Annotated in this window: 21 protein-coding genes; 3 read left to right on the top strand and 18 right to left on the bottom strand. The window is 61.0% G+C overall.

Going from position 1 to position 25,421, the window contains the following annotated elements; all coding sequences use genetic code 11:
- Positions 1-175: 175 nt before the first annotated feature.
- The 7 genes from trpS to VHD36_15010 form a co-directional block, all read right to left on the bottom strand.
- The gene (gene trpS / locus VHD36_15040) at positions 176-1,141 is read right to left on the bottom strand and encodes a tryptophan--tRNA ligase (protein ID HVU88634.1); all 966 of its coding nucleotides are present in this window, start codon (positions 1,139-1,141) and stop codon (positions 176-178) included.
- Positions 1,142-1,393: 252 nt separating this feature from the next.
- Positions 1,394-2,332 (bottom strand): dihydroorotate dehydrogenase, encoded by a 939-nt coding sequence (locus VHD36_15035; protein ID HVU88633.1) that lies wholly within the window; start codon positions 2,330-2,332, stop codon positions 1,394-1,396.
- Positions 2,333-2,593: 261 nt separating this feature from the next.
- On the bottom strand, positions 2,594-2,812 hold the full coding sequence (locus VHD36_15030) for a hypothetical protein (protein HVU88632.1): 219 nt from the start codon (positions 2,810-2,812) through the stop codon (positions 2,594-2,596).
- Between the two features lie 358 nt (positions 2,813-3,170).
- Positions 3,171-3,563, bottom strand: a complete 393-nt coding sequence (locus tag VHD36_15025) for an HU family DNA-binding protein (protein ID HVU88631.1) — start codon at positions 3,561-3,563, stop codon at positions 3,171-3,173.
- A 514-nt stretch (positions 3,564-4,077) separates the two neighbouring features.
- Complete coding sequence (locus VHD36_15020; protein ID HVU88630.1) at positions 4,078-5,391, bottom strand: UDP-glucose/GDP-mannose dehydrogenase family protein; 1,314 nt, start codon at positions 5,389-5,391, stop codon at positions 4,078-4,080.
- Positions 5,392-5,534: 143 nt separating this feature from the next.
- A complete protein-coding gene (locus VHD36_15015; protein ID HVU88629.1) occupies positions 5,535-6,800 on the bottom strand; it encodes a glycosyltransferase in 1,266 nt (421 codons plus the stop codon).
- Positions 6,801-6,865: 65 nt separating this feature from the next.
- Positions 6,866-8,026: a glycosyltransferase gene (locus VHD36_15010; protein ID HVU88628.1), complete on the bottom strand. Its 1,161-nt coding sequence runs from the start codon at positions 8,024-8,026 to the stop codon at positions 6,866-6,868.
- Positions 8,027-8,264: 238 nt separating this feature from the next.
- Here VHD36_15010 and asnB point away from each other — a divergent pair, with 238 nt between their 5' ends.
- A complete protein-coding gene (gene asnB, locus VHD36_15005) occupies positions 8,265-10,154 on the top strand; it encodes an asparagine synthase (glutamine-hydrolyzing) (GenBank protein ID HVU88627.1) in 1,890 nt (629 codons plus the stop codon).
- Here asnB and VHD36_15000 read toward each other — a convergent pair.
- The 6 genes from VHD36_15000 to VHD36_14975 all read right to left on the bottom strand — a co-directional run bounded on the left by VHD36_15000 (position 10,151) and on the right by VHD36_14975 (position 15,751).
- Positions 10,151-11,227: a hypothetical protein gene (locus tag VHD36_15000; GenBank protein HVU88626.1), complete on the bottom strand. Its 1,077-nt coding sequence runs from the start codon at positions 11,225-11,227 to the stop codon at positions 10,151-10,153. The genes asnB and VHD36_15000 overlap by 4 nt on opposite strands.
- Positions 11,228-11,247: 20 nt before the next feature.
- The gene (locus tag VHD36_14995) at positions 11,248-11,418 is read right to left on the bottom strand and encodes a hypothetical protein (GenBank protein ID HVU88625.1); all 171 of its coding nucleotides are present in this window, start codon (positions 11,416-11,418) and stop codon (positions 11,248-11,250) included.
- 40 nt (positions 11,419-11,458) lie between these two features.
- Positions 11,459-12,622 (bottom strand): MBOAT family O-acyltransferase, encoded by a 1,164-nt coding sequence (locus tag VHD36_14990; protein ID HVU88624.1) that lies wholly within the window; start codon positions 12,620-12,622, stop codon positions 11,459-11,461.
- Positions 12,619-14,499, bottom strand: a complete 1,881-nt coding sequence (locus VHD36_14985) for an HAD-IIIC family phosphatase (GenBank protein HVU88623.1) — start codon at positions 14,497-14,499, stop codon at positions 12,619-12,621. Before VHD36_14985 ends, VHD36_14990 begins: the two co-directional genes overlap by 4 nt.
- A gap of 95 nt (positions 14,500-14,594) precedes the next feature.
- A complete protein-coding gene (locus VHD36_14980) occupies positions 14,595-15,515 on the bottom strand; it encodes a class I SAM-dependent methyltransferase (protein ID HVU88622.1) in 921 nt (306 codons plus the stop codon).
- The gene (locus VHD36_14975) at positions 15,512-15,751 is read right to left on the bottom strand and encodes an acyl carrier protein (GenBank protein HVU88621.1); all 240 of its coding nucleotides are present in this window, start codon (positions 15,749-15,751) and stop codon (positions 15,512-15,514) included. Before VHD36_14975 ends, VHD36_14980 begins: the two co-directional genes overlap by 4 nt.
- 534 nt (positions 15,752-16,285) lie before the next feature.
- On the opposite strand from VHD36_14975, the gene VHD36_14970 reads away from it, so the two are divergent.
- Together VHD36_14970 and VHD36_14965 are read left to right on the top strand one after the other, a co-directional pair.
- Positions 16,286-17,260: a methyltransferase domain-containing protein gene (locus VHD36_14970; protein ID HVU88620.1), complete on the top strand. Its 975-nt coding sequence runs from the start codon at positions 16,286-16,288 to the stop codon at positions 17,258-17,260.
- Positions 17,261-17,364: 104 nt separating this feature from the next.
- Positions 17,365-18,555: a hypothetical protein gene (locus VHD36_14965; GenBank protein ID HVU88619.1), complete on the top strand. Its 1,191-nt coding sequence runs from the start codon at positions 17,365-17,367 to the stop codon at positions 18,553-18,555.
- A gap of 116 nt (positions 18,556-18,671) precedes the next feature.
- Here VHD36_14965 and VHD36_14960 read toward each other — a convergent pair whose 3' ends face one another.
- From VHD36_14960 to VHD36_14940, 5 genes are all read right to left on the bottom strand, one after another.
- On the bottom strand, positions 18,672-20,336 hold the full coding sequence (locus tag VHD36_14960) for an MBOAT family O-acyltransferase (protein ID HVU88618.1): 1,665 nt from the start codon (positions 20,334-20,336) through the stop codon (positions 18,672-18,674).
- Between the two features lie 10 nt (positions 20,337-20,346).
- Complete coding sequence (locus VHD36_14955) at positions 20,347-21,417, bottom strand: SGNH/GDSL hydrolase family protein (GenBank protein ID HVU88617.1); 1,071 nt, start codon at positions 21,415-21,417, stop codon at positions 20,347-20,349.
- Positions 21,418-21,525: 108 nt separating this feature from the next.
- Complete coding sequence (locus VHD36_14950; protein HVU88616.1) at positions 21,526-22,899, bottom strand: O-antigen ligase family protein; 1,374 nt, start codon at positions 22,897-22,899, stop codon at positions 21,526-21,528.
- The gene (locus VHD36_14945; protein ID HVU88615.1) at positions 22,871-24,061 is read right to left on the bottom strand and encodes a glycosyltransferase; all 1,191 of its coding nucleotides are present in this window, start codon (positions 24,059-24,061) and stop codon (positions 22,871-22,873) included. The genes VHD36_14950 and VHD36_14945 overlap by 29 nt, the downstream gene beginning before the upstream one ends.
- 2 nt (positions 24,062-24,063) lie before the next feature.
- Positions 24,064-25,308, bottom strand: a complete 1,245-nt coding sequence (locus VHD36_14940; GenBank protein HVU88614.1) for a hypothetical protein — start codon at positions 25,306-25,308, stop codon at positions 24,064-24,066.
- Between the last annotated feature and the right edge of the window lie 113 nt (positions 25,309-25,421).

The following is a 25,421-nucleotide window of genomic DNA, read 5'->3' as shown; positions in this document are numbered from 1 at the left end:
AGACGCGAGATCCGTGCAAAACCGCGCGAGCTGTTTTAGACCGGCACGAGTGCCGTAGATGGCAAGGCCCTCGGTATTGATCCGAAACTCCAATTGGCCGTTTCGGAACACGGGAGATGCAAATTCTGTCGCCATTGTCTGCTTTCTACACGGCGCGATCCCGATCGCGGTGTCTTTAAATCGTCAGGCCGCAGGCTTTCTTGGCGCGGTTCAGGACTTCCGACGCCTTCTTGCGGGCGCGGCTGGCTCCGTCGGCCAGGATTTCGGCGATTCGTTCCGGATGGGCTTCGAACTCTGCACGCCGCGCCCGCGGTTCGGCGAAAAACTTTTCGGCCTGCTCGGCCAGGGCCTTTTTCACTTCGCCATAGCCAAATCCTCCGCGACGATACAGTGCCGCCATGTCGGATCGCTCGGCCTCGCCGGCGAACAGTGAAAAGAGCTGAAACAGATGGTCCCCTTCCGGGTCCTTGGGATCTTCCATCGGGCGCGAATCGGTCGTGATGCGCATGATTTTCTTGCGCTGCGCCGCCGCCGGCTCGAACAGCTCGAGCGTGTTGTTGGAGCTTTTCGACATCTTCTCGCCGTCGGTGCCGGGCACGCGCGCCGAGCCGTCGAGCAATTTCGCCTTGGGCAGGACGAATGTCTCGCCGAAATGGTGATTAAAGCTGCCGGCGATGTCGCGGCAGATTTCAATGTGCTGCACCTGGTCTTCACCGACCGGAACGGTGTTGGCGTCGTAGATCAGGATGTCGGCCGCCATCAGGACCGGATATGTGAACAAGCCCGCGTCGGCGTTGATGCCCTTGGCCTTCTTGTCTTTGTAGGCGTGGGCGCGTTCGAGCAATCCCAGCGGCGTGCCGGTCATCAGCAGCCAGCATAATTCCGACACCTCGGGAACGTCCGATTGCAGAAAGAGCGTGGCGCGATTGGGATCGAGGCCGAGCGCCAAGAGATCAATCGCGGCATCGAGCGATAACTGCCGCAACCGTGCCGCGTCGCGCACCGTGGTCAAAGCGTGCAGATTCGCGACGAAGTAATAGGCCTCGCCGGAGTCCTGCAGGTCGATGTATTGCCGGATGGCGCCGAAGTAGTTGCCCCAGTGAAAGCGTCCCGTCGGCTGAATGCCCGACAGGACACGCAGTTTCTCGGGCGGTTTCTTTTCCGCGGATTCGTTGGTCATGAAGTTCGTGGCTCTAGCCTCTTGAGGTCGCTTCGCGCGGGCGCGCGTGAGCAACTAGTAGATCTCGCGAATAAGTAATGAATGAGCATATTTACTGTGGTGCAGGCGTCTCGCCTGCGAATCTGTTCATGATGTTCAGGGCAGGCGGGACGCCTGCACCACAAAAAGCACGCTCGACGATTTTTTATCGCGTGTTTTCAATGCGACAACCCGCTAGTGTTTCGCGATCGGTTTCGTTTGTAACGTACCGATCACGTCGGCCAGGCGGCGGCCACCTAGCTGAGCGACGGCCTGCGGCAATCCGTCGAGAACGCGCATCGTGATCGTCGGGTCGTAAAAGTTAACTGTCCCCAACTGCACGGCCGTGGCGCCGGTGACGAAGAACTCCATGCAATCGTCGAGCGTGGCGATGCCGCCGATCCCCACGAGCGGCGTTTTCACCGCCTGCGCCGCCTGGTAAACGGCGCGGAGCGCGATCGGCTTGATCGCGGGGCCGCTTAGCCCTCCGAGCACGTTGCCCAAAAGCGGTTTACGACGTCGCCAATCGACGGCCATCCCTTGGCACGTGTTGATTAATGATATCGCATCCGCGCCGCCGGCCTCAGCGGCTCGGGCCATATCGGCAATGCTGGTGACGTTGGGTGTGAGCTTGGCCAGAATCGGCCAGCGACAGGCGGCGCGCGAATCGGCGACCAGTCGCTCACACATGTGCGGGTCGGTACCGAAATCGACCCCGCCCGAGACGTTGGGACAGGAGATATTCAATTCGATCGCGGCCACGCCGTCGACGCTATCGAGCTGGCGGCACATGGCGACAAACTCGTCGTGAGTACGGCCCGCAACGCTTACGACGATGGCCGCGCGCAACGTGCGCAGGTACGGCATATGGTGGGCGATGAAAGCATCGATGCCGTCGTTATCGAGGCCGATCGAGTTGAGCATTCCGCCGGTGGTCTCGACGGTGCGCCACGGGGCGTTGCCGGCGCGCGGCTCGCGCGTGACGGTCTTGGGTAGGATGCCACCCAAACGGTCGAGATCGACCAGGCCGGCCATCTCGCGGGCGTAGCCGAAGGTCCCGGACGCGACCAGGATCGGATTCGCCAGCCGCAGCCGGCCGAGCTGAACCTGCAGGTCGACTTCGGCGGAGTTCACGTAAGCCTTGGAACGGGAAAGAGTGGTATCAGGAAGGAAGCTCACACATTGCATGCGGCCGGACGGAGCATGCGGCGAAGGCATCTCGCATCTGTCGGCCGTGCTCCGCAATGTACTTTCCGCCGCCCGGACCAGCAACGCCCGGCGATGGCCCGACGAATGGGCGAGCACCTCAAACTGATAGGCTACGCAGGCGCGCGGTCGCTACCCCGCGCGAAGGGATCGTTTCCTCCGCTGGTTCTTCCGTGGAACGTCAGACTGCTAGATGATGCCACCGTGCGTACGGTAGGGCGTCAGGTGCGACGGCTGGTCCAAGAACCAGATTCGCTCCCAATCGTCCAACAGCAAACGCAGGTTTTCCGACGAGAAGATCAACTCCTGCGTACGGCGATTGGGGTCGCCTGAATACGCTGGAGTCAAACATCCCACGGTCGTGCTCACCAGCATGGCCAGGGAAAGCGACAAGAAGGCTGCGCGCATCACCGAACTCCTCGCATGAACGCGGTTTAGACTCACGCCTTTGCAGGCGTGCGCCTGGCCGCACAATGCGTAACCCTCGATCGGCGCAGGCGTACCGCCGGCGCGATCGATTTCGAACAATCCATTGTTGGGAAAGGTAGTTGTGACGCGTGCGAGCGGTCACAGTCGAACTGGCTCTTGCGGCGACTTGTGCGGAACCGCACCTGGGTGTGTCGCCAAGAAACACACTCTTAGACGTGAACGAACTCAACTCAGACGGGAATTTCACTTAACGAGCGGCGGATGGTAACGCGGAACGCTCGTTTTGCCTAGACGTCTTGCCAGTCCTCGCTTGACTAGCCCTCTTTGGGGGCTTCTGTCAGCCCGAGGCCTTAGGCTCGCCGTAACTGGAAGTGCTGATGGGTTGTTCGGGACGATTGGGCGTCGAATTGGCTTCGTGCATCCGCGCGGCGGCCGCGGCGGCTGCTTGACGTTCCAACTCCCGGACCCGTTCTTCCATCTCCTTACCGGGCTTGAAGGTTACGACGTACTTCTCCGGTACGAAGACCTTATCGCCGGTGCGGGGATTGCGTGCCTTGCGAGCGGCGCGTTTCTTGACCTCGAAAACGCCGAAGTTCCTTAGCTCGATGCGTTTATCTTCGACCAGCGTCTCGACGATAGCGTCGAAGGTTTTCTGGACGATCTCCTTCGTCTTGAGCTGCGTCATCCCAATTTCTTCTGAGATGGTCTTGACGATCTCTTTCTTGGTCACGACTCGGTTCTCCTGTCCGCGCCTTGAGGCCGGCAGACCACAGCATGAGCCCTCAAGTAAAAGGTCAATAACGTCCCAAGTGTAGGTGCCATAAGTACTAGTGTCAAGGCCACTTCGGACCATCGGCGCTTCGACAGAGCCCGAACCATTCGGCAGGTCGGGAGCGCTTGGCATGATCCGCCCCGCCACTCAGGGAGCAGGGGCTTGCCACAACTTGCGAATTGCCAAAGACCTGCGAACCGAAATCCGTCAGGTGGACATCGCAAATCAACCTAAGTCCAATAGCTGCAATAGCTAATGACCGAAAAGGCGATTTCGACGGACCCTTACAGACTCCGCATCGTTATCGGCAGTTCGCTCGGCAGACTTTACCCAACCGTCACAATCGGTTTCGACGAGCTTGCGACAGAAGCGCACGACGAGGGCCGCGCACGCCGTTGCGGCCGCCGGGAGCGCAGACAGGGACGCGGCGGCGAGACCTTATCTTCCCTGGCCGGGCACCTTCGCTAGCGGACTACGGACTGACCGGGGCTCGCCCGATGCACTGGTAGGTGAAGCCCGCGGCTTTCATCTGCTGCGGCTCGTAAAGATTGCGGCCGTCGAAGATCACGGGCGACTTCATCCGCCTGCGCATCTCGTCCAGGTCGGGCCGGAGGAACTGCTTCCACTCGGTGACGATCGCCAGGGCGTCGGCGCCATCCAGGGCGTCGTAGGGGTGCTCGGCGTACGAGAGACGATCGCCGTATTCGCGGCGCACGTTTTCCATGGCCTCGGGGTCATGAACGTGCAGCTTGGCTCCGTCCGCTAGCAGTCGATCGGCGAGCACCAGGGCCGGGGCTTCGCGAATGTCATCGGTCCGTGGCTTGAACGCCAGGCCCCAGACGGCAATTGTCTTGCCCTTCACATTGCCGCCGAAGTACTTGCTCACCTTTTGATAAAGCACGTTCTTCTGACGGTTGTTGACTTCATCGACGGCCATCAAAATGCGCGGCTCGACGTTGAAGTTCTGCGCCATCGATTGCAGGGCGCGGACGTCCTTCGGAAAACAACTTCCGCCGTAGCCGACGCCGGGGAAGAGGAAGGCAAAGCCGATGCGGCTATCATGGCCGATGCCGCGGCGGACGTCGTTGATGTCCGCTTCCATGTGCTCGCACAGGTTGGCGATTTCGTTGATGAAGCTGATCTTGGTCGACAGCAATGCATTCGCCACGTATTTGGTCATTTCCGCGCTTTCGGGAGACATGACCAAAAACGGATGGTCAGTGCGCAAGAACGGCGAATACAGCTCCTTGAGCACCGCGGCCGTTTCGGCCTCGCGGACGCCGACCACGACGCGGTCGGGCTTGGTGAAGTCGTCCAGTGCCGCCCCTTCCTTGAGGAACTCGGGATTGCTCGCCACGAAGCAATCACGCCCGGTGGCTTTTTTCAGACGCGAAAAGATGCCGGCGTTGGTACCGACCGGTACCGTGCTCTTGGTGACCACCACGGTTTTCTCAGGCAGGTGGGGTGCCATGGCCTGGACCACGGCCCACAGGTTCGTCAGATCGGCCGATCCATCCGCGGCCGACGGCGTACCGACCGCCAGGAAGACGAGCCTGGCCGTCTTCACGGCCGCCGCAAGGTCCGTGGTGAAATGCAAGCGGTCGTCAGCGACATTGCGCTCAACGAGCTCGGACAATCCCGGCTCATAAATGGGGATTTCTCCTTTTTTGAGCCGATCGATCTTCGCCTGATCGATATCCACACACGTGACATCATTGCCACTGTCGGCGAAGCAAGTGCCGGTCACCAGCCCGACGTATCCCGTTCCGATCATCGTGATTTTCATAGCCAGCTCGTTGTCTTGTCCTGATTTTTCGGAATTCGTTCTGCCCGCTCCGCCGCTGGGACGACCAATTGTAATTCACTGAAAGCGCGCTGGCCGACTGGCGATTAGCGCTTCGAGCGACGTTTTGTCACAGCTGCGTTGGCTTACCGCTGCGGAACCGGTTGTGCTGATTGTAGTGATCCCGCCATCGGATGCCCCTCGCGCTGGCAAATTGCCAGCAACAAGCGGATGTATTGCTGATAGCGCTGGTGAGGCGTCGGATAGCGGGTGAGGATCTCTTTGCCGCGCGCGATCTGCCGTTCCCATAGCTTCTTGTCATCGAGCAGTCGCAGGATGCAATCGGCCGCGGACCGTGCGTTACAGGGCTGGTAATACAACGCGGCGTCGTCGCAAACATCGTGTGCAAAGCCCAGGTCGGTCGTGACGATGGGCAATCCCATCGCCATCGCTTCCGGGTAGTTCGCGCTAAAGGTCTCCAGCAGGGTCGGCAAAAACGAGATGTCGCACGACCGATACAGATCCGGCCCCTGGGCGACGGGAATCCAGCCCCGGTTTTCCAACAGATGCGTCACGCCCAGTCGCTCGGCCCGGGCCATGACTTCCTTGGTCAGCCAATTTTGTTCCGGCAGTGTGAGGACGACGCGAAAGTTCAAATCCGGGCGCCGGGCCGCCAATTCCTTGGCCAGCTCTGGCAGGATTTCCAGGTTCTTGTGTTTGTGGGCCGCGGAAAAGCACAGGATTCTCAAGGGCTGGTCTGGCGAAGGAGCTGGGAAGGGCCGCGCGCCCTGATTCTGCAAATACCGCTCGCCGCACGTGTTCAGGATCACCGTGATGCGATCCAGCGGCAGACGGAGTCGGTGCGCCAAGCCGCGCCGCGCTGTCTCGGTCTGCACGACCCAATCCGTCGCGCGGCGAAACCAGAACCATTTGTAGATAAAGCGGATCGCGTACAGGAAATAGGCTTTGATCGAGCCCAGGCTGCGGTACGCCGTCCACGTTGAATGTGTTACCCAACCGGTCGAGCAACCAACCAGGTGCGGATTGCGAAATCGCGCGTAGGCCGGCCCCGAAAACGTGAAGACCATGTCGGGCTTCACCGCCGCCTCGAACTCGAGCAGCCGGCGACGCTCAGCCAGGCTGAACGTGGGTGGCTTGTCGAAGATCTCGGTCCCCTTGGGCAGTGCCACGCCGAATTGTTCCAGCTCCTTGGCGCACGACCGTGATAAGGCAAACGCCCAATCGATCTGGCCCGGATGTCGCAACGCCTCGATGATGAAAGCCGTGGAGGTTTGCAGGGCGCCGCCGATGCGCAGGGTGGTCGTATTCAGCAGGATTCTTGGCAGCGCGCGCCCGTCCGATCGTCCGGATGACGCGCCGGCGGCATCGATATGGGCGGTTGGGTTTGTCACTTAATGCATCGCTCACTAGTGCCAGTGAGGCTCGATGGCCGACGAATCCTAGCTCTCCGGACCTCTCAGGATACCGTTGCTGGGGCAGTTGCTCGACCCTTTACCAGGCCATGCAGCAACTGAATGTAAGCCCGATAGCGTTGTTCGGGCGTCGGAAAACGGGACAGCACTTCCTTGCCGCGCTCGATCTGCCGGTCCCAAAGCTGATGATCATCGAGCAATCGCAGGATCGTCTCGGCGGCGCCCCGCGCATCGCGCGGCCGAAAATACAGCGCCGCGTCGTCGCACACGTCATGGGCAAATCCCAGGTCGGTCGTGACGATCGGCAGGCCGATGGCCATGGCCTCGGGATAGTTGGCGCTAAAGGTTTCCAGCAGGGTCGGCAGAAAGCAGATATCGCACGAGCGGTACAGCTCCGGTCCGCGGGCCACGGGCACGGGCCCAAGGTTCTCGATGCGGTTTTCGACGCCGAGCCGCCGCGCCAATCCCAGGACCTCGCGCCCGACATAATGGTCGGGAGGCAGGGTTAAAACGAACTTAAAGTCGAGCCCCGGCCGTAACCGTTCGAGCTCCCGAATCAGGTGCGGGATCAGGTCCTGGTTTTTCTGCCTGTACGGGGCAGCAAACGACAGAAATCGTACCGGCCGTCCCGGCGGTGGAAACGGGCGATGCCCCTGCTGCGAAAGGTAGTGTTCGCCGCAGGTGTTCGAGATCACCGCGATTCGATCCAACGGTCGCCGCAGTCGCTTGTGCAAGCCGACGCGGGCCGTCTCGGTCTGGACGACCCACGCATCGGCCTGCGTAAACCAGTACGCGCGGTATACGTTGCGGGCGATATTATCCATCCAGCCCTTCGGAAAGAGGCTGCGATAGGCCGTGAGCGTGGAATGAGTCACCCACGGGTTCGAGCAGCCCATCACGTGGAAGCTGCGAAAGCGGACGTACGCGGGGCCCGAAAACGTAAAGACGCAATCGGGCCTGACCTGGGCCTCGAGCTCGGCGACCTGGCGGCGAGCGGCTCGGCTGTGACTCGGTAATTCGTCGAGCACGATCGACGAACCGGGCAGCTCGGCGCCAAACTGAGCCAGTTCACGAGCCACGGTTTTCGACACGGCCAGAATCCACTCGATGCCGTCGTCGTGGCGCAGCGCCTGCAAAATAAAGGCACTCGAAGTCTGCAGTACGCCTCCCTTGTGCAGCGTCGATGTATTCAGCAGTACTTTCATGCCGAGCGAACCGATGGCCCCAGCGCCAATAACCGCAGGGTCTGAATGTAAGGGTCTGGAAACGTGCTGCAATTCTACCGTCGAATTCGGCTCGCATCGCGTCCCCAGGCGCTTCAGCGGTCGAGCGGTTGACCCGCCGGCGGTGTATGATTCTGATAGTTTTGCCTGGGACGGTTCTCGGCCCTGGGCCAGTTTTCGCGGTCCTCGTTCGCCGAGTGGCCGCCTGGAGGCCCTGCCTTTGTGCGGAATTTTCGGTGCCTGGTACCCGGATGGTCGGCCCGTCGACGAGGCGGCCGTCGAGCGCTCGCGCGATATGCTCATCAATCGTGGGCCGGACGACGCCGGGACGTGGATCAACCACAATGTCGCACTGACGCAGCGGCGGCTGGCCATTATCGACCTGTCGCCCAACGGCCGGATGCCGATGACCAATGAAACCGGCGACGTGTGGGTCACCTACAACGGCGAGATCTACAACTTCCAGGAGCTGCGCGCCGAGTTGCTGGCCGCTGGGCATTGGTTCCGCAGCGAGACCGACAGCGAAGTCATTGTCCACGCCTACGAGCAATGGCAGGAAGACTGCTTCGCCCGCTTCGACGGCATGTTCGCGATCGCCATCTGGGACCAGCGCCGGCAGCGGATGATCCTGGCCCGCGATCCGCACGGCAAGAAGCCGCTGTTCTACTTCCATCAGCCCGGCAAAATTCTGGTCTTTGCCTCGACGCTTCGGCCGATTGCCGCCTGGCCCGATGTGCCGCGTGATATCGACGAATCGTCGATCTACGAATACATCAAGGTTGGCTACCTGCACGCACCGCGCAGTCTGCTGGCGAATACGTACAAGGTCTGTCCGGGCCATTACCTGGTCGTCGATCGCGATGGCGTTAAGAAGGATGTGGCCTTTTGGGATCTGGCCGAGATCGCCAGCCGCGAACCGCCCAAGTTCCGCAGCGAAGCGGAATTGCTCGATCAACTCGACGGCGCCATGCGGGCTGCCGTGCGCAAGCGCCTGGTGTCGGACGTGCCGCTGGGGGCATTTTTGTCCGGGGGCACTGATTCCAGCCTGGTCGTGGCGCTGATGCGTGAAGTGGCGAGCGATCGGGTGCGCACGTTCACGATCGGCTTCACCAGCTCGGAATTCGACGAAAGCCGCTTTGCCCAGCGGGTGGCGCAGCACCTGGGCGTGGAAAACACGGTCGAGCATATGTCGGCCAGCGATTTGCTCGCCTATGTGCCCGAGGTGGTCCGGCATTACGACGAGCCGATCGTCGATTTTTCGTTGTTGCCGACGATGGCCATTTCGCAGATGGCGCGGCGCGACGTGACCGTGGTATTGAGCGGCGACGGCGGCGACGAGCTTTTTGGCGGCTATGAGCGATACCTGGCGACGCATTATTTCGATCACTACGCCCGCTTTGCGGGGCATGGAATGCGGCGGGCGATCTCGGGCCTGCATCGCTGGCTGCCGCGCGAGCGCATGCGGCGCTTCGCGCGCTTGAGCGCCGCCTCCGACACGGCCACGTTCTTTGGTTCCTTCGCCAACCTGGGGCGCTATGCGGGGCTCGATACCCTCATTCCCGAGGACAAGCTCGGAGAGGCGCCCGAAGAGGCGGTGGCTCGCTTCATCCACGGCTTGCGCGGGGTACCGGCCACGGCCGGGGCAATGGTGTACGACGCCACGCACCCGATGATCGACGGTATCCTGGTCAAAGTCGATCGGGCGACGATGGGCTTCTCGCTCGAAGCCCGGGCCCCGCTCCTCGACAAGCATCTGTGGGAAATGTTCGTGGGGCTGCCGCTGGCCATGAAAGTCCGGGGCGGTCAGAAGAAATACCTGCTGCGCAAGCTGCTGTATCGGTATCTTCCCAAAGACCTGGTCGACCGGCCCAAGATGGGCTTCACGCCCCCCTTGCGCGATTGGTTTCGCAACGAGCTGCGCGAGCAGCTATGTGACACGCTCAGCGACGAAACCGTGCGCCGCCGCGGCTATTTCAAGCCCGCAGGGGTGCAGCGGCTGTTGCGTGAACATCTCGCCGGACAGGCGGACCACGTCTACACGCTATGGGCGCTGTTCATGCTGGAACTATGGATGCGCGAATTCGCCGATCAGCCGGTAGGAATCGCCTAGTGATGCGCGGCCGGTTGTGGCAGCGAATTAACGAGCTCGGAAAGCCTCTGCGAAAACTTTCCGCGCCCTTCCTGCCCGAGGTGGATCGTGTCGTGGAAATATTCATCGTCTATCGAATCGTGTAAATCCCAAACGACTACGTTCGATCCGCCGGCACTTCTCTGAAGCGTCTTACGCAGTAGTTCCTCGGCTTCCGGAGGGATTAGCGCACGAAACTGGGAGCATTCGGGCATCTGGACGATGACAACCTCCGTTCCGCGATCGTGGCACTTCGCGATAAGATCGAGAAGTACCTGGGGATTCTGATTGTTGGGATTCGTGTACGACTCGGAATCGAACCAGCCAATGGTCTTCCATCGATCCAACTGTGTCAGGAAATACTCCGGGTCGCGCCGTCCGGTGAAATACTTCGGCGGCTTCCACGGATCGGGATCCGGGGCCGAGAACGCGTTGGGCGGAAGGTCGAGGTCCACGAATAGCGTTTCGCGCAACGAGTAAAGACCCGACCGAACGAAGTGATTCACGAACGTACGATGCGACGTGATCCAGGTTTCGTGGGCCAGGCCGCGCACTTTGTTGGTCAGTCTTGTCTTCCAGTTCACGGCCGGAGGGACCTCGAGTTGGAGTCCGTCGGACCGCTGGCCGGCCAACCAGCAGGGGTGCAGAGCGAGGATCGCCAGCGCTGGACGAAAATCGCTGCGCAGCAGCGGACGGGCCATGCCCATCAGGTGTTCGATCGATCCCCCGTTGCCGTGAAACCCTACGAAGCGCATCCGATGGCCGGTGCGCGCGGCAAGCACGTCCGGGTCGATCCCCAGCCGCGCGGTTGAGAGACCGAAATAGACGCACAACGGCTCGCCGAGGTCGGCGGCCTCCCATTCATATTCTTCGAAGAGCGCTGCGAACCGCTTTTCGGTGCAATCGACGATGTCCCAGCCGATCGGTTTCTGCTCAGGCACAAGCCAGCGGGGCGCGCTGCCAAAGGCGAAGTAGAGCGCTCGATCGAGCGCAACCATTGCCAGGGCGATGCACAGAAATACGACCGCGACATTACGATATCGCGTGACATCCATAGCTTGCTCGCACTTTGTCGTTAGAAGCCTTGGTAGAAGAATAATTCGCGTTGCTGGTCGAGCCAGTAAACGAGCACCAGCTGAACAGCGACCCACAGGACGCGCAACGCGAATCGAGCGTTGGACATCGTAGCGTCCGGCGCGGATTGGCGAGCGGCTTCGTCGGCATCAAGTTCATGGTCAGGGGTCATCGTTTGTGCCCTTTGTGGCGCTGAACAATTAAAAACACTTTCACTGAACGGGATAAAGCATGACCACGAGGGAAAAAGCCACGTATTCAAATGTCAGAATGGTCGACAGGACGCGAATCCTCTTGTCTTCGAGATACTGTTTCAATCCGCGGGCTCCCAGCTTGCGCCGCAGAAAGTGCTGGTAGAGGTAGACGGTGACAAGCCCCGTGGCGTGCAAGATGCCCCACACCAGAAAACGGACCGAGATCGAATGCCAGAGCCCGCACAGGATAAACGAAGCCGATAAGGCCAGGCTGGCGGTCAACAGCGGCCGATCGCCGTCGGTGATTCGCATGAGCCAGAGTTGAATCGGTATGAAGACGTTTCGACGGATGAATTGCGACAAGGTGATATGCCAGCGCTCCCAATAATCGATCATGTTCCGAGCGAGATAAGGGCGGTTGAAATTCAATGGCGTGGCGATTCCCAGCAGAGTGCCGACGCCGACCGCAATGTCACTGTAGCCGCTGAAATCGAGGAACAGCCAAATGGCGAATACCTGCGCCTCGAACATCGAATAGGCGATGCCGGCGCGAAAATCGGTCAGAAAGATTTTCTGTAAGATGTAAGCCAGGACAAACTTCTTCATCAGGCCGCGCGAGATCCATTCCATCGCGACCAGCGCATTTTCACGTGATAACGGCTGCGGAACCGCGGACGCCCTGGCAAAGTCCTCATAGCTCTGGATAGGGCCCGCGGCGAGCATGTGAAACGGCAAAAGATAGTTGAACGTCGAGATCAGGTCGGGTGCCGGAGCGCGCTTGGCGTCAACCGCCCGTAAAACATCGATTGTCCGCAGCGCCGTGTAGGAGAATCCCAGCAGCGTCAATAGAGAGGCAAGGCCGCCTAGTCCAATCACGCCCGAGAATTGCGGCAGCTTGTGGATCAGGAAGAGTGCCAGCGTGCTGCCGGCGAGGAGCGCCGCGGCGATCGTCTTCCACTTCTGCCTTTGTACCAGCACCAGAAGGAGATAAACGGCGACCACGGCAACGAGAATCCCGCCCACCAGCGCCGGCGGCAAAAGGAGCGCGAGAAAAAGAACGTTGACGCCGCACCAGACCCATTGCCTGGGGCGCGCGGAGGTAACCGGCGTCAACAGCAAGAATCCCACCCCGCACACGATCCAGAAGAGCGGTTTCGCAAGATCGATGTAGTGCTCGGTCATGGGGTGCCATGCGCGGCTGATTTGACAAACGTCTGGAGTGGGGGCAACTCGGCGATCGAAAGTCGATAGACGACCGTGCCATCGGCTTCCTCGGCGATTCGGGCGAATCCCAGACGCTCATAAAGGCCGGACACGAGCTCGTTCTTCTTGGTGGGGCGGTATTCGCCGACGAGTGTGCTGTAGCCGAGTTCTCGCGCCCGCTCAACCAGCGCGCCGAAGAAGAAGTCTTCCACGGTTCGGGCGATCACGCGGCAACTCATCAGCCACGTGTCGATCTTTAACGTCTTTTCCGCCGCCGCGTCCTCGGGCACGCCCAACATCACCGAAATCAACCCGTGATCACCAAAGCGGTCAGTAAGAGTCAGCGCGAAACCGATCGCATCCGGCGCGCTCAGCATGCGCGAGACGTCCTCGACGCTGTGGCGCCGCGTCGTCAAGTTGAATTGATTCGTTTTTGTCAACAGCTGACCCACGCGTTGCAGGTTTGCGTCGTGTACGGCTTCCACGATTCCCTGCATGGCGAGGGATCGCAGGTAATCGTCCATCGAGGCAAAGCTCTGTTGCAGATCGCGCCGTTCGCGCTCCTGCTGATACTGCTGCGAGCGCTGCCGGTCGGCGTCCAGCAGGGCCACCGCCTCGAAACAGAGCGAGGCTTGCAGTGCGCGGGCATACTCCGCGGGATCGGTCGGCACTTCGATGACCTCGACCTCGGGGAGCGATTGTCGAATCAGCTCGCGTTCGGCAGGGTTATCGTCAAAGAAGACGAAGCTATCGAGTCCCAGCTTCAAGGTGTCAGCGATGCGGCGCAGGGCGGCCTCTTTCGGTTCCCAATTGGCCTCGATGGCGGCAAAATCGCTGGTGCTCAGCACCATTTGCGGATTCTGAAGAAACGGGGCGAGCGCGTCCTCTTCGTTGTTCTTCGAACTGATGGCGAGAACCACACCCCGCTTGCCAAGTTCCTTGACGTGATGTTGAAAATCCCGGTAGGCTTCCCCGTCCGCCGTTTCGCCGAGTGATACGTTCAACGGTCCCGTCTCGCCGACGACTCCGCCCCACAGGGTATTGTCGAGGTCGACAACCAGGACTTTTTTGGGACCAATTAACAGGCTGCGCACTCCCGCCCATAGGTGCTTGGCCAGCAAGAAAGCACCGGCCTCGCTGAAGGGCTGCTTGGTCCAGAAATAGCGCCGCGGATCGTAGAAAGAATCCCGGCCCATCGTTCCGGCCACTTGATCGAGGTCAAGAAAATATGCCGAAGGAGGGAGAGCAGTTCGCAGGGCCTCGTTCGTCTGCCGGACGATGCTTACGTCCCCGGTGGCGGCGCCCCCCAGATGATGACCAAGCGCGCCGGGCGTGACCCAATCGTAGCCGACCTGCAGAATCTTGGCCCCCATCTGCTTGCCAGCAAGATCCCAAGCCTGGGTCCAAAGGCTCATCTCGTCAGCAATCCGGCTTTCGGCCGAGCGATTGGCCGCGTCGAAGAACAGGCGCTGCGTCCAGGGGAGCAGGATAACGACGGTCGGGCGCGGCTCAGCTGCGGCGCGGACCATCAGCTCCTGCAGGACGTTGTCGTACTCGCCTTCGCAAACATCGAGCGATGTTCCGTTGGCCCAACCGAGCGCGGTTAACGTCGTTGCCAGCCACGAGGTCGTACATTGTCCTAAGATCAGGACCCGAACGGTGCCCTCATTTTGCGTGCCGCCGGCGCGCAGCTTCGCGATGGTCCGGCCCGCCTTCTCGGTGGCTTCGGCATCGAAAAAACCATGGCGCAGGGCCGCCCGCAGCCGAGCCAGTGCCTCAGCGGATTTACCTTCCTTGGCGAGGCTGGAAACTTCCTTGAAGACAGCGCGCGGTTCCCATTCGGAGTTGCTGGTCATGAAAGAAAGATCACAGGCCTCGATAATGGATTACACACGGCACTAGCGATGTCCGGTCGTGGCGCTCATTACTGGGGCGCTCATTACTGGGGCGCTCAATAGATATCGTTGATGCGCTTCTGAACGAGGAGGGCCATCGAACGAGGCATATACCGCGCCTTGGGAAGCGTGCGTGCGGGATTGGCCGACAGGGTTGCCAACACGCGTAATCCATGGTCCTCGCACATCTTCACAAGTTCCGACTCGTAACGAAATTCGTAGATATGATCGACCTGCGCCGCCGTTAGGGCGCCCGTTACGAATCCGAAACCGCGCGGCTTGAGCAAATGCGAAATGACCGCGAACAGTTTCTCGGGTTGTTCCAAGTGTTCGACCAGAAAGCTGCAAATTACGCCGTCTGCCGATGCGGCCGGCATTTGTGCCAGGTCCAGGGCATCCCGTTCCGTGTACTTCGCGCGGTCCGCGACTCCGGCGGCCTTGGCGACGCTGTTGGCGATTTCCATCGACTGCGGGCTGATATCAAAGCCGGTGAGCTGCGCCTTGGGGAGCACATTCAAGGCCCAAGCACCCCATCCACCGTGCCCGGGCGCGATCTCGACAAGCTGTGCCGAATCCGACAGCCGCGAAAGAAACGTGTCACGAAAGAACAAGCAAATCTGAGTGTGATGGGCCCACAGAAAGTTCGTCAGGTAGATGCCCCACAGATAGCCCGACATCGTTTCGTTCTGGCTGTAGTGGTCGGCGTAGACCTCGGCGAAGGATTTGTGTTGATACGAGCTCTCGGCTTCGTAGCGCGCTTGGGCCATGTTGACGTCGGTCGAGAACTGGACGAAGGCATCGGCCGCGAGCTTGATGCCCTGCGGACCGCGGGCGGAGACAAGCCAATCCAGATACATCGCGGCAATGTCGTCGAACCTGCCGGGAGCCGCGGCCCGCGCTTCTTCGATCCCGCGCAGCGACCGCGGATGGCGCTGGTCGATGTATTCCATCAGGGCGGCGAAATGCTTCGTGCTCATTTGGCCCTCATGGCGTCGATCAGGCTGACGAGCTCGCCGACGTTTTGCAAACCGGCCACATCGGAGCTGGAGAAGCGAACGTTGAACGTCTTTTCCACCTTGACGATCAGTGTAACGTGCATCAAGGAGTCCCAGTTTTCGATGTCTTTGGCTGTCGTCTGTGGTGTGATCACCAGGCTGTCGTCGTCGAAAACGTCGTGAAAGACCTCGGTAAGCTGCGCTAGCGTATCCGCCATATATTTCCTTCAAATGGAGCGGCGACTTTTCGAACGAGCCAGACGACAGATTCTGGACTCGCAGTAATCCGCGATTATAAGAGCGAGTTACGCCCTAGGCGACTGCCGCGCCTTGAATCTTTTCGCCCAATTTGGCCCGCTTGGCCGAGTTGCCGTGTTTGCCGGGCGGGAATCGAGCGCTGGCAAGAATAGATCCCCGGACGACGCGATTACATGCTCTCGCCACGATGTTGTCGCGGGGAACACGGTCGCTGCGGAGCACGCGGTCGCTGCCGGGCTACAGGGGGCCGACCACGCTTATCCTCGAAGCCATTTCGACCGGGATGTCCTGCGGTGGGCGGCAGCGACCGGCCGTTCTATCCTAGGCCGCGAGTGACCCATTGCGAGCATGTCAAATCGGGAACTATAATTTTTCTTGCACAGCTTATCGACGAGTCCATCCACCGCGCCCTTGCATCTGGCGCGAAACACGCTTGCAACCAGGGGCTGGCGGCTCTTATCCCAGGTTGCGCTTTCCCATGCGAGGCCACCGTTATGCAGGAATCTGAACGTCAGCAGGGCGAGCCGCTGGAGAAGCTTCTGGCGAAGCCGCCGGTCAGTCGACGGGACGGCGTGCTGATTTACGTGCCCGACGAAGACGACTATTGCGATAACTTCGGGCAGCAGTGGAACCAGTTTCGCGAAATGCAGATTGATTCGATTTCCGGCGGGACTGATTCGCGCGATCGCTTCTATGCCGAGACCGGTTGGAAGAAAGAAGACCTCAAAGGGAAGCTGCTGCTCGACGCTGGTTGTGGCGCTGGACGATTCACCGAAATCGCTCTTGAAGCGGGAGCGCGCGTCGTGGCCATCGACATCTCCGAGGCCATCTACGCCTGCAAGAAAACCATCAGCCGGTTTCCTCCGGAAAACTACCTGCTGCTTAAGGCGAGCCTGCTCGACCTGCCGTTCCATCCGGGGGTTTTCGACGGCGTTTATTCCCTGGGGGTGCTGCAACACACGCCTGACCCCTTGGGAGGCATCCGCCACCTGTCGACCTTCGTGAAGCCCGGCGGGATGCTGGCCACCTGGATCTACGAGGATGGCGGCCTGTACCACCTGTGCAAGCCGTTCATTCCGCGCGTGTGGCTGCGTGCGTTGGGGGTGCCGAGCTTGTCGCTGCCTGCCAAGTTGCGAATCGCCCGGCTGCTGACCACGCTGTTCTTTCCACTGGGTTGGCTATTCTCTTGGTTTGGCCGCACCGGCGACCGTCTGAGCGTTTTCCTGCCCTATGCCGCGAGGCATCGCCAGGGGCGCGGCAATCTGCGCCGCCAATGGGAGTATTCCGTGATGGATACGTTCGATTGGTATGGCCCCATGTACGACCAGTGGCAGCGCGATCCCGACGTGCGGCGCACGATGCAGGAGTCGGGGCTCGTGGATATTCGCCGCACGCCGGCACGCGGCATGGCAATCGTCGCGCGGCGGCCGCTGGCCAGGCAGTCGCTCGACCCGGTCGCTTCGGCCTGACGGGGCAGCAACCCGGTGCGCCAGTTGTCGGCGGCGCCCGAGCGGCGTCCGTCGAGTTGCTGTCGATCGCGTGAGCAGGGATTCTTTGGGCCAGAGCACGTCCGATGAGTGTCGAGAAATCTTCACCCGCTGCGCCCGAAGTGAATCGTGACCGCGCGGACAAACCGGGCGGCCTTCGGCGGCGCCTGTTGCTGTTGGCGGCTGTCCTGCTCTTCATGCTTGTGATGGCCGAGGCCGCGTTACAGTTGTTCTATCGCGTTACGGTTGGCCAATGGCTATTCACCCGAACTGGGCTGGCACTGTTTGTGCCCGACGAGCGGTTCGTGTACTGGAACAAGCCGCACCTGTCTTTTACGCACCGGACGAACGAGTTCCAGAGCGAGGTCGTCACCAACGGCCAAGGCTTCCGCGTGGCTCCAGGCGGCAGCGACTATTCCCAGATAAAGGCTCCCGACACTCGCCGGATCGTGCTCTTGGGGCCGTCGTTTGCCTTCGGCTGGGGCGTGAATTACGAGCAGACTTTCGCGGCTCGCTTGCAAGAGCTGTTGAACGAGCACGCGCCGTCCGGAGCGCCGCGCACCGAAATCATCGATGCTGGTGTGCCGTCGATGGGGCCAGCCTTGAATTTGGACTGGTATCGCACGGTCGGCAAGGATTTTGGTCCGGATCTGGTCATTCAACTGATCTATACCACGATGGCCGTGCCGCGCGTCGGCAATCGGCACGACATCGACGTCGACGCCGAGGGCTATCTGGTGCGGCGCAATCTGTCTTGGCGATATTACATGACGCTGTACGCCAAGAAATCGGCGCTCGTCTTCTACACCTGGATGGCCTACGTCCGTGCCAAGGGCGCCGCCGCGGTGCCCGGCGAAGGGGGGGCGATCCTGGGCGCCGGGCGCGAGGCCAACCTGCACGGCACGTTCGACGTGACCGAGCACGAGACGGCCGAGGCCATTGAGTACTACAACGATCTGCGGCAGACGGTCGAGTCGTCGGGCGCGAAGCTTCTCGTCGTTTACGTCCCCTTAGCCTATTGCGTGCATCGCGAGGATGTCGCGCGCTGGTCGCACCTGGGCGTACACGATGTGGCCGCGCAGATCGCCTACGATGAGGCTTTTTGCGAATACCTGCGCGGCCGGGGCTTCGACTGCGTGAACACGACGAGCGACTTACAGGCCGCCGCGGATGCGGGAAAGCGGCTGTACTATCTCATCGATATTCACTGGACCCCCGAGGGAAACGACGTAGCGGCCCGCTCGGTCTACGAGCATTTGCGTCGCGAGGGCCAGTAGCCGGCGAGAGTGCGCCGCGTTACGCGTCGCCTGGAGTAGGAGCACCCCTGGCGGCTCGCCACCAGTGATGCGTTCGGCGTGGTGGACAAGCGGCGGCGCGGGCTTAAAGCAGCGTCTCAGAACTGAAAGTAGATGAACGGCGCGTTGTGGGCCGGCCAGGTGGCGAAGAATAGCAGACCCAACAGCACGTAAGCCGCCGTGAGCGCCGGGCTGGGAAGGCGATCGAGCCATTCCGACCAGCGAATGGCGAAATAGCTCGAAGCGTGCAGCACGATGAAAATCGCAAATGCCAGGATGGCGATCACGGGCATGCCAACGCCCAGCCCCAGGCTCGTCAGATTCATCTGTCCGTCGAAGACCACGAAGGCGCGCATGGCGTAGAGCAAGTCGTGCAAGTTCGTGACGCGAAAGATCAGCCAGCCCAGCAGCACGAAATACATCGAGACCGCCCAGCAGACGACTTTCATCGCTGGCTGCTCGAACAGCGCGACCAGTCGGGCGTTGGTGGCCTTGTATTCGCTAAAGAATCGATTCACGCACAACAGCACGCCCTGATAGGTTCCCCACATCACGAAATTCCAACTGGCCCCGTGCCACAATCCGCCTAGCACCATGGTGGTGAGCAGGTTGAAATAGACGCGTGGCAGGCTGGCGCGGCCGCCACCGAGGGGAATGTACAGGTAATCGCGCAGCCAGCTCGACAGGCTGATATGCCAGCGCCGCCAAAACTCGATGATCGACGTGCTGAAATACGGGAAGTTAAAGTTCAGCGGCAGCTCGACGCCCAGCATGCGGCTGACGCCGCGCGCGACGTCGGTGTAGCCGGAAAAGTCGCAGTAAATCTGCACCGCGAAGAGCGCCGTTCCCAGCCAGATGAGCAAGCTCGGCTGGCCTACCGGATGTCCCAGGATCACCTCGACCAAGGGGGCGATCGAATCGGCGATGATCACTTTTTTCACCATGCCCACGGCCGCCAGGTGGAAGCCGCTCAGCAGCCGCTCGGGCGCGAGCCTCCACGGTTCGCGCAGGGTGGGCAGCAGCTGTTCGGGGCGGATGATCGGTCCTGCCACCAGGTGCGGAAAGTAGGAAACGAAGAGCGCCATCCGCAGAAACGAGCGCTCGGGCACGATATCGCCCCGATAGGCGTCGATGCCGTAGCTCATCGTGACAAAGGTGTAGAAGCTGATGCCGACGGGCAGGGCGACGTCGAGCGCCGGGGGCACCCAGTCGAACCCGAGCATGTGCCCGATGCCGACCAGATTGTCGCGGAAGAAGTTGAAGTACTTGAAGAATCCCAGGATCACCAGGTTGGCGATCATGCTGGTGGCGAGGAAGGCATTGCGACGGCCATTTTCCGAGAGCCGGAAATAGAAGTTATAGACGATCGGACCGACGATGGCGAAAGCCGCGATGACGGCGATGGCCTCTGGTGCATGTTTCCAGCCCGGCTTGAAAAACTCGGAGAGCGTTAGCGTCTCGCCGCCTAGTTGCACCGCCGGCCAATTGAGCCCCAGCGTCAGATAAGCGCCGACGATCAAAAGCGCGCTTAAGCGCGTCAGCTCGCGTCCGCTGAGCTTCACGCCATAGATGCCCAGTGCCGCCGAGAAATCGATCATCGACGTCAGCAGCAGCAATATCAGAAAGCGGACGTCCCACCAGGCATAAAAGACGTAGCTGGCCACGAGCAGCATCCAATGCTGGGCGCGCGCTTGGGGCAGCACGACGATGCCGGCCAGCACGACCAGCATCAAGATTAAAAATTCGTAGGTCTGAAAGAGCATGTCGCGTGAACTAGCGAATAGAGGTGCCGGACAAGGGAGCAAGCGCGCGACCTAGAAAGCGGCTGTAGATTTCCCGGCCGGCGGCGTTGGGATGCAGCGCATCGGCATATTCGTCGGCCGCCAGCACATCCAAGGCGTCGATCATGATGCCAGATTCCTCCTGGGCAATCCTGCCAAGCAGCGACCGCAAAGCGGTAATATGCGGCTGCATGCTCGCGCGAAATGCTGGATGCATAGGTAGCACGATCAGCACGGGCGTGGATCCCGCGGCATGGATCTCGGCGGCCAGGGTTTTCGTGAGCTGGGCCCCGGCGTCTCCGCCTTCGGAAAGCCGCATCTCCATGTCGTGTTGAATCGATTCGATATGCCGCTGGAGCCGCTCGTCGCGCACGCTGAACGCCAGTTCGTAGGGATCGGTCCAATTATCGGGCGCCACCTTGCGCAGGCCGCTGCGCAGGCGGACGCGCACTTCCTGGTTGATGATGTTCAGGGGCGCCGTGCGAAAATGCAGATCCTGGGCCAGCGGGCTCGAGCGCAGAGCGTCGTACGTTGCACTGCCGATGCCAGGCAAATCGGCGTGCGTCCAGCCCTCGGGCCAGGCTGCCACGAATCCGCCCATGGCATAGGCGAAAGCCTTGTCCAGGTCGATATCGTCGACGCGCCCCATGTCTTCGGGGCGTAGCCCGAATGCCACGGCGGCTGGTCGGGCGGAGAGAATTTTCGGCAATTGCACGCGCATTTCGCTGAGACTCGCGGCACTGATGGCGAAGTTTTGCGCATGCCATCCCGCCGGGGCCGTCTCGTCGACCAGTCGTGTGTCGACCCCCTCGCGTGTGATCGAGTTGCCGAGGAAGGCTACGCTGGGCGCGGGCGTAAGGGGCTGATCAAGATGCCGCCCCAATTGAACGACGCGCTCGACGCTTCCCACGCCGAAGGTGGGGAGCACGACCTTTACCAGCAGGACAAGCCCTAACACGGCGCCGAGCGCCGGCCATAGCAACATGCGCACGATCGGCCGCAGCAGTGAAGTAGGAAGAGCGACGGAGGTCGGCTCGACGAGCGGTTCTTCGATCGTGGTCATGGTCCGGGATTTCGCGGATCCGCAGGCGGGTGTTTCCGAGCGGAAGAACTCGCGAAGGGACTCGTCGTTGAAAGGGAAACGCTTATCGCAGGATCATGTCGCGCGGCATCATGCGCGCGGACGCGGCATGCCGACCAGACTCGGCATGGGCTGCCGGGCGGCAGCGCGGGCGCCTGTCGGGGCGCGGTAGTAGTAATGAATTCCAACCATGATCGCCAGCACACAGCCCAGGAACTGGACATTCATAATCGCGTGATCCGCCATGGCGATACAGGCCATCATCGTGGTAATGGCGATCATGGCTGGCTTGGCGTTCGCATTCGTACACTGTCGTCCCATGCGAAATAGCGTAAAGAGGAACAGCAGAAACGATCCGAGCGCCAAAATGCCCGAATTTCCCCACACGAACAGATAGTAGTTATGGGGACCGATGCCGTCACCGATCGGGCAGACCGAGTCCATGAACCGATGGCCGCGCCCGAGGAATGGCTCGCGCATAACGGCTTCCCACCCATAGGACCAGAGCGCGGTGCGATCCATGCGAGATCTCTCGCCTTCGCCATCGCTGACCTTGCCCTGCAACATGTTGCTGAACCGGTTAAGCCGCCGACTGGACTTCTCACCTTCCAAGGACGAGCCGGCCCCGGTACCGGGCTGAAGCAACGTGACCAGAATATTTCCCGCGATAAGGACGACGGCCAGCGACGCCCCGACCTGGAAGAAGATGCGCATCCGCTTCGCCGCGATCGCAAAGGCGAGAAATCCGACGGGCAGCAGAATCAGCCCGGTACGCGACAGGGTGGTGAGGATGCCCAAAACCAGGATGCCGCGGACCGTCAAGTTCGTTGACTTGGCCTTGAAGGGAAAGGCGAACGACAAGAACAAAAAGAACGTGAGAGCGTGAGCGCAGCTATTAGGGTCGATCCAATAACCGGCGCCGCGCCCCACTTCGCTGGAGAATCTCCCCAGGCGGCTTTTAAAGACCATCTGCGCCATCGAAAACAGGCCGCCCGACACGGCCGCCAAGACGCCCGTTCTGACGACCATAGGCAGTTTCTCGGCGCTGATAGTGCGCAGCAAGAACAGCGGCAGACCGACCAGAGTAATCCATAACTTGAAGATCAGCTGATAGAGACCCTTGTCCCCGAATCCCGCCAATCGGTCGGGTCCCAGAAAACCGCCAATGGCAAAGAGCAGCCAATAAATCCAGGCGACCAGAAAATAAAATGTCAACGGCTTCGACCGTGTGAGCGGAATCACGATGAAGGTCGTAAGCAGGAACGCGATCGGCTGCAGGGGAACCGCTTCCCCGGTAAGCTCGCGCTGTATGAGCGGCGCCACGTTCATCAGCGTAAACAGAAAAAACGCGATAAACGTCCACTGCGCGAGCGGCGGGTGACTGTCCGCAGCGACGCGGCGCATGGCCATGGGAGGTCCCATGGCCATGCCGGCATTAGGCGCGGGGGCTGAATACTTGCTCATAAACCTCGTACAATCGCTGAATCGTATTTTCGACCGCGAATAGCTGCTCGGCACGTTGCCGCGCCGCCTCGCCATGGCGGCGGGCCAGGGCGACATCGTCCAAATAGCTCTCCATCGCCAGGGCCAGCGCGGCGGGATCGCGCACAGGCACCAAGGTCGCCGAGCGGCCGTCTTCCACCACTTCCCGCACGCCGCCGATGTTCGAACCCACGATCGGCAAACTGGCCAGCGATGCCTCGATCACGGCGTTCGGCAGCCCTTCCATCTCCGAAGCGAAAGCAAACAGGTCGGAGCTGCGCAGCAGTTCCGGAACGTCACGACGGGTCCCCAAGAATTGTACTACGGCTTGCAGTTTAAGGGCACGAACTTGTTCTTCGAGTAGCGTGCGGTCCTCGCCATCGCCCACGATGGCCAGGCGCAAATGGGGATAACGGGGCTGTAATCGGCCAATGGCTTCGATCAGGTCGCAGAACCGCTTGGTGGCCGTCAGGCGGCCCACGGTAATCACCAGGCGCTCGAGAGGCGAGATTCCCAGGCTGGACCGCAAGCCCTGACGATCCAGGGGAGCGCGAAAACGATCGAATTCGTGGCCATTGGGAATAATCGCGATTTTCTCGCTTGGAATCCCCTGCGAAACCAGGAAAGCACGCGACGATTGCGAGTTGGCCGTAAATACCGTGCATTGACGGCGGATAGCCCACCGAAAGAAAGGAGCACGCCAGGGGTTCGAGAGGCCGATCGTTCCTTCGGAGTACACCAGCGGCGCCCGCTGGCGGTGCAGGGTGCGAGCGAATGCCGCGTAATACAGGATCGCCGGCAAAAAGGCGTGCCACAGGTCGAAATCCGTCTGCGCGAGAGCCCGTGCGACGCGCAACCCGAAGATCGGGTCGCCCGCCCGGCGCCGTTCCAGACTGCGGACCGTGATTCCCGCCTCGCGTACCAACGGTTCGTTCTCTCCGCCCGGGCGTAGCGTCCACACCTCGGGCAAGTAGCGCGCCTGGTCGATATGGCGGCAAATCATCGCCACGTCGCGCTCCCAGCCGCCCGTTCCCAGGGTGTTGATCAGAAACAGAATGCGTTTTGGCGGCATGCTCTGGCTGGACGGATTGACCGAAGTGTGCGGCGCTCGATGATCGCGGATCAGGGGCGATTCCGTGGCCATCGTCAGCGTGCTCGCGATGGCGAGGCCGGCATCGTTTCGGCGACGATGCGCTTGAGTTTGCCGGCCACGACCGGGGCGTGGAACATACCGACCACGGCCAGGCCGTTGCGCACCAGTTGCTCGCGGCGCGCGGCATCGTGCCGTACCCGCTCGATCGCTTGCTCGAGTGCCGCGGAATCGGGCTGGTCGATCACCTCGGCGCAATCCGTTTCCTTAAGCCAGCGTGTGAAATTGCAGTTCGGCGGCGAATGCGCCACGATCGGCCGCATGGCCAGCAGGTTCGGCACCGTGCGCGTGGGAAATATGGTGTCATATTCCACCTGGCTCAGCCCGCCCGTCAGGCCGTGCGGCAAGAGCAAGATATCCTCGCCCCGCAGCGCCTCGACAACTTTGTTCGAGGCCACACGGGTATGCTTGATGCGCGGTCCGCAGACCCCTACTTTGGCGAAGAACCAATCGGGCGTGCCGGAATACGTCGTCAGCACGTAGTCTTCGCGGCGATTGACGATCTCGGCCAGCCGCCGGGCGGCGTCGATGTTCGATTCGTTGAGGTTCCCCTGAAACGCCAGCTTGACGGGATTGCCGGGCGCCGGCGGGGCTTCGTACTCGGGAATTGGCTCGTTGAAAGTGTGTACCAGCGATTCGAATCGCAAGCCGGGGTGGATTTTCTCGTAGTGGGCGCGCATGCCGTCGTTGGCCACGAAAACGACCGGTGCCGTGCGGAACACACGCGGCTCGAGCCACTTGGCGAGCCTCAAGAGCCGGCCGGTGCGATTCTCGATGTACGTGTTGTGCAGGAACGGGTAGAGCGGAAGCTGTAACTGCTTTGCCGCAATGTACGAGGCCAGCAGGAAATACTCATTGGGAAATATTGCCAGGATCGCCGTGGCGTTGCGCTCGCGCGCCATGCGTTTGATCTTGCTCACTAGCGCCGGCAGCGTAAACCAACGCAGCCAGCGGACGTAACGCTGCCCACGCCGCGGCCAGGTCCATTCGTTGCCGAAATAGTGAAGCTCGGGCAATTCTGCCGAGCGCTCGTATGTGGCCAAAGTGCGCCAATTCTGGCCGATGATCACCATCTCGTCGCGCCGGAATTGCTGCGACAGCCCGTCGACGATCACGGACGAACCCGTCAGATTCGGCGGCACGCACCAGGACGTGACGAGCAAACACCCGTCGATGCGGGATGCGTTGGTGTCGCCGCTCGTTGGTGAACTCCCTGGCACCGCGGTGGAAGAAGTCGTCATGAGGCTATGGTTGGGCTCGACTTGGGTGCGATTCGATAAAGGGATCGTGTTCGCGCTGCGGCGAATGCGGCGCTAATTTCGCTGCTGCTTTTGCACGGCCTCGACCATTTCTG

It is taken from the genome of Pirellulales bacterium, from assembly GCA_035546535.1.
Lineage (GTDB): Bacteria > Planctomycetota > Planctomycetia > Pirellulales > JACPPG01 > JACPPG01.
This window is presented reverse-complemented; position numbering and strand designations above follow the sequence as displayed.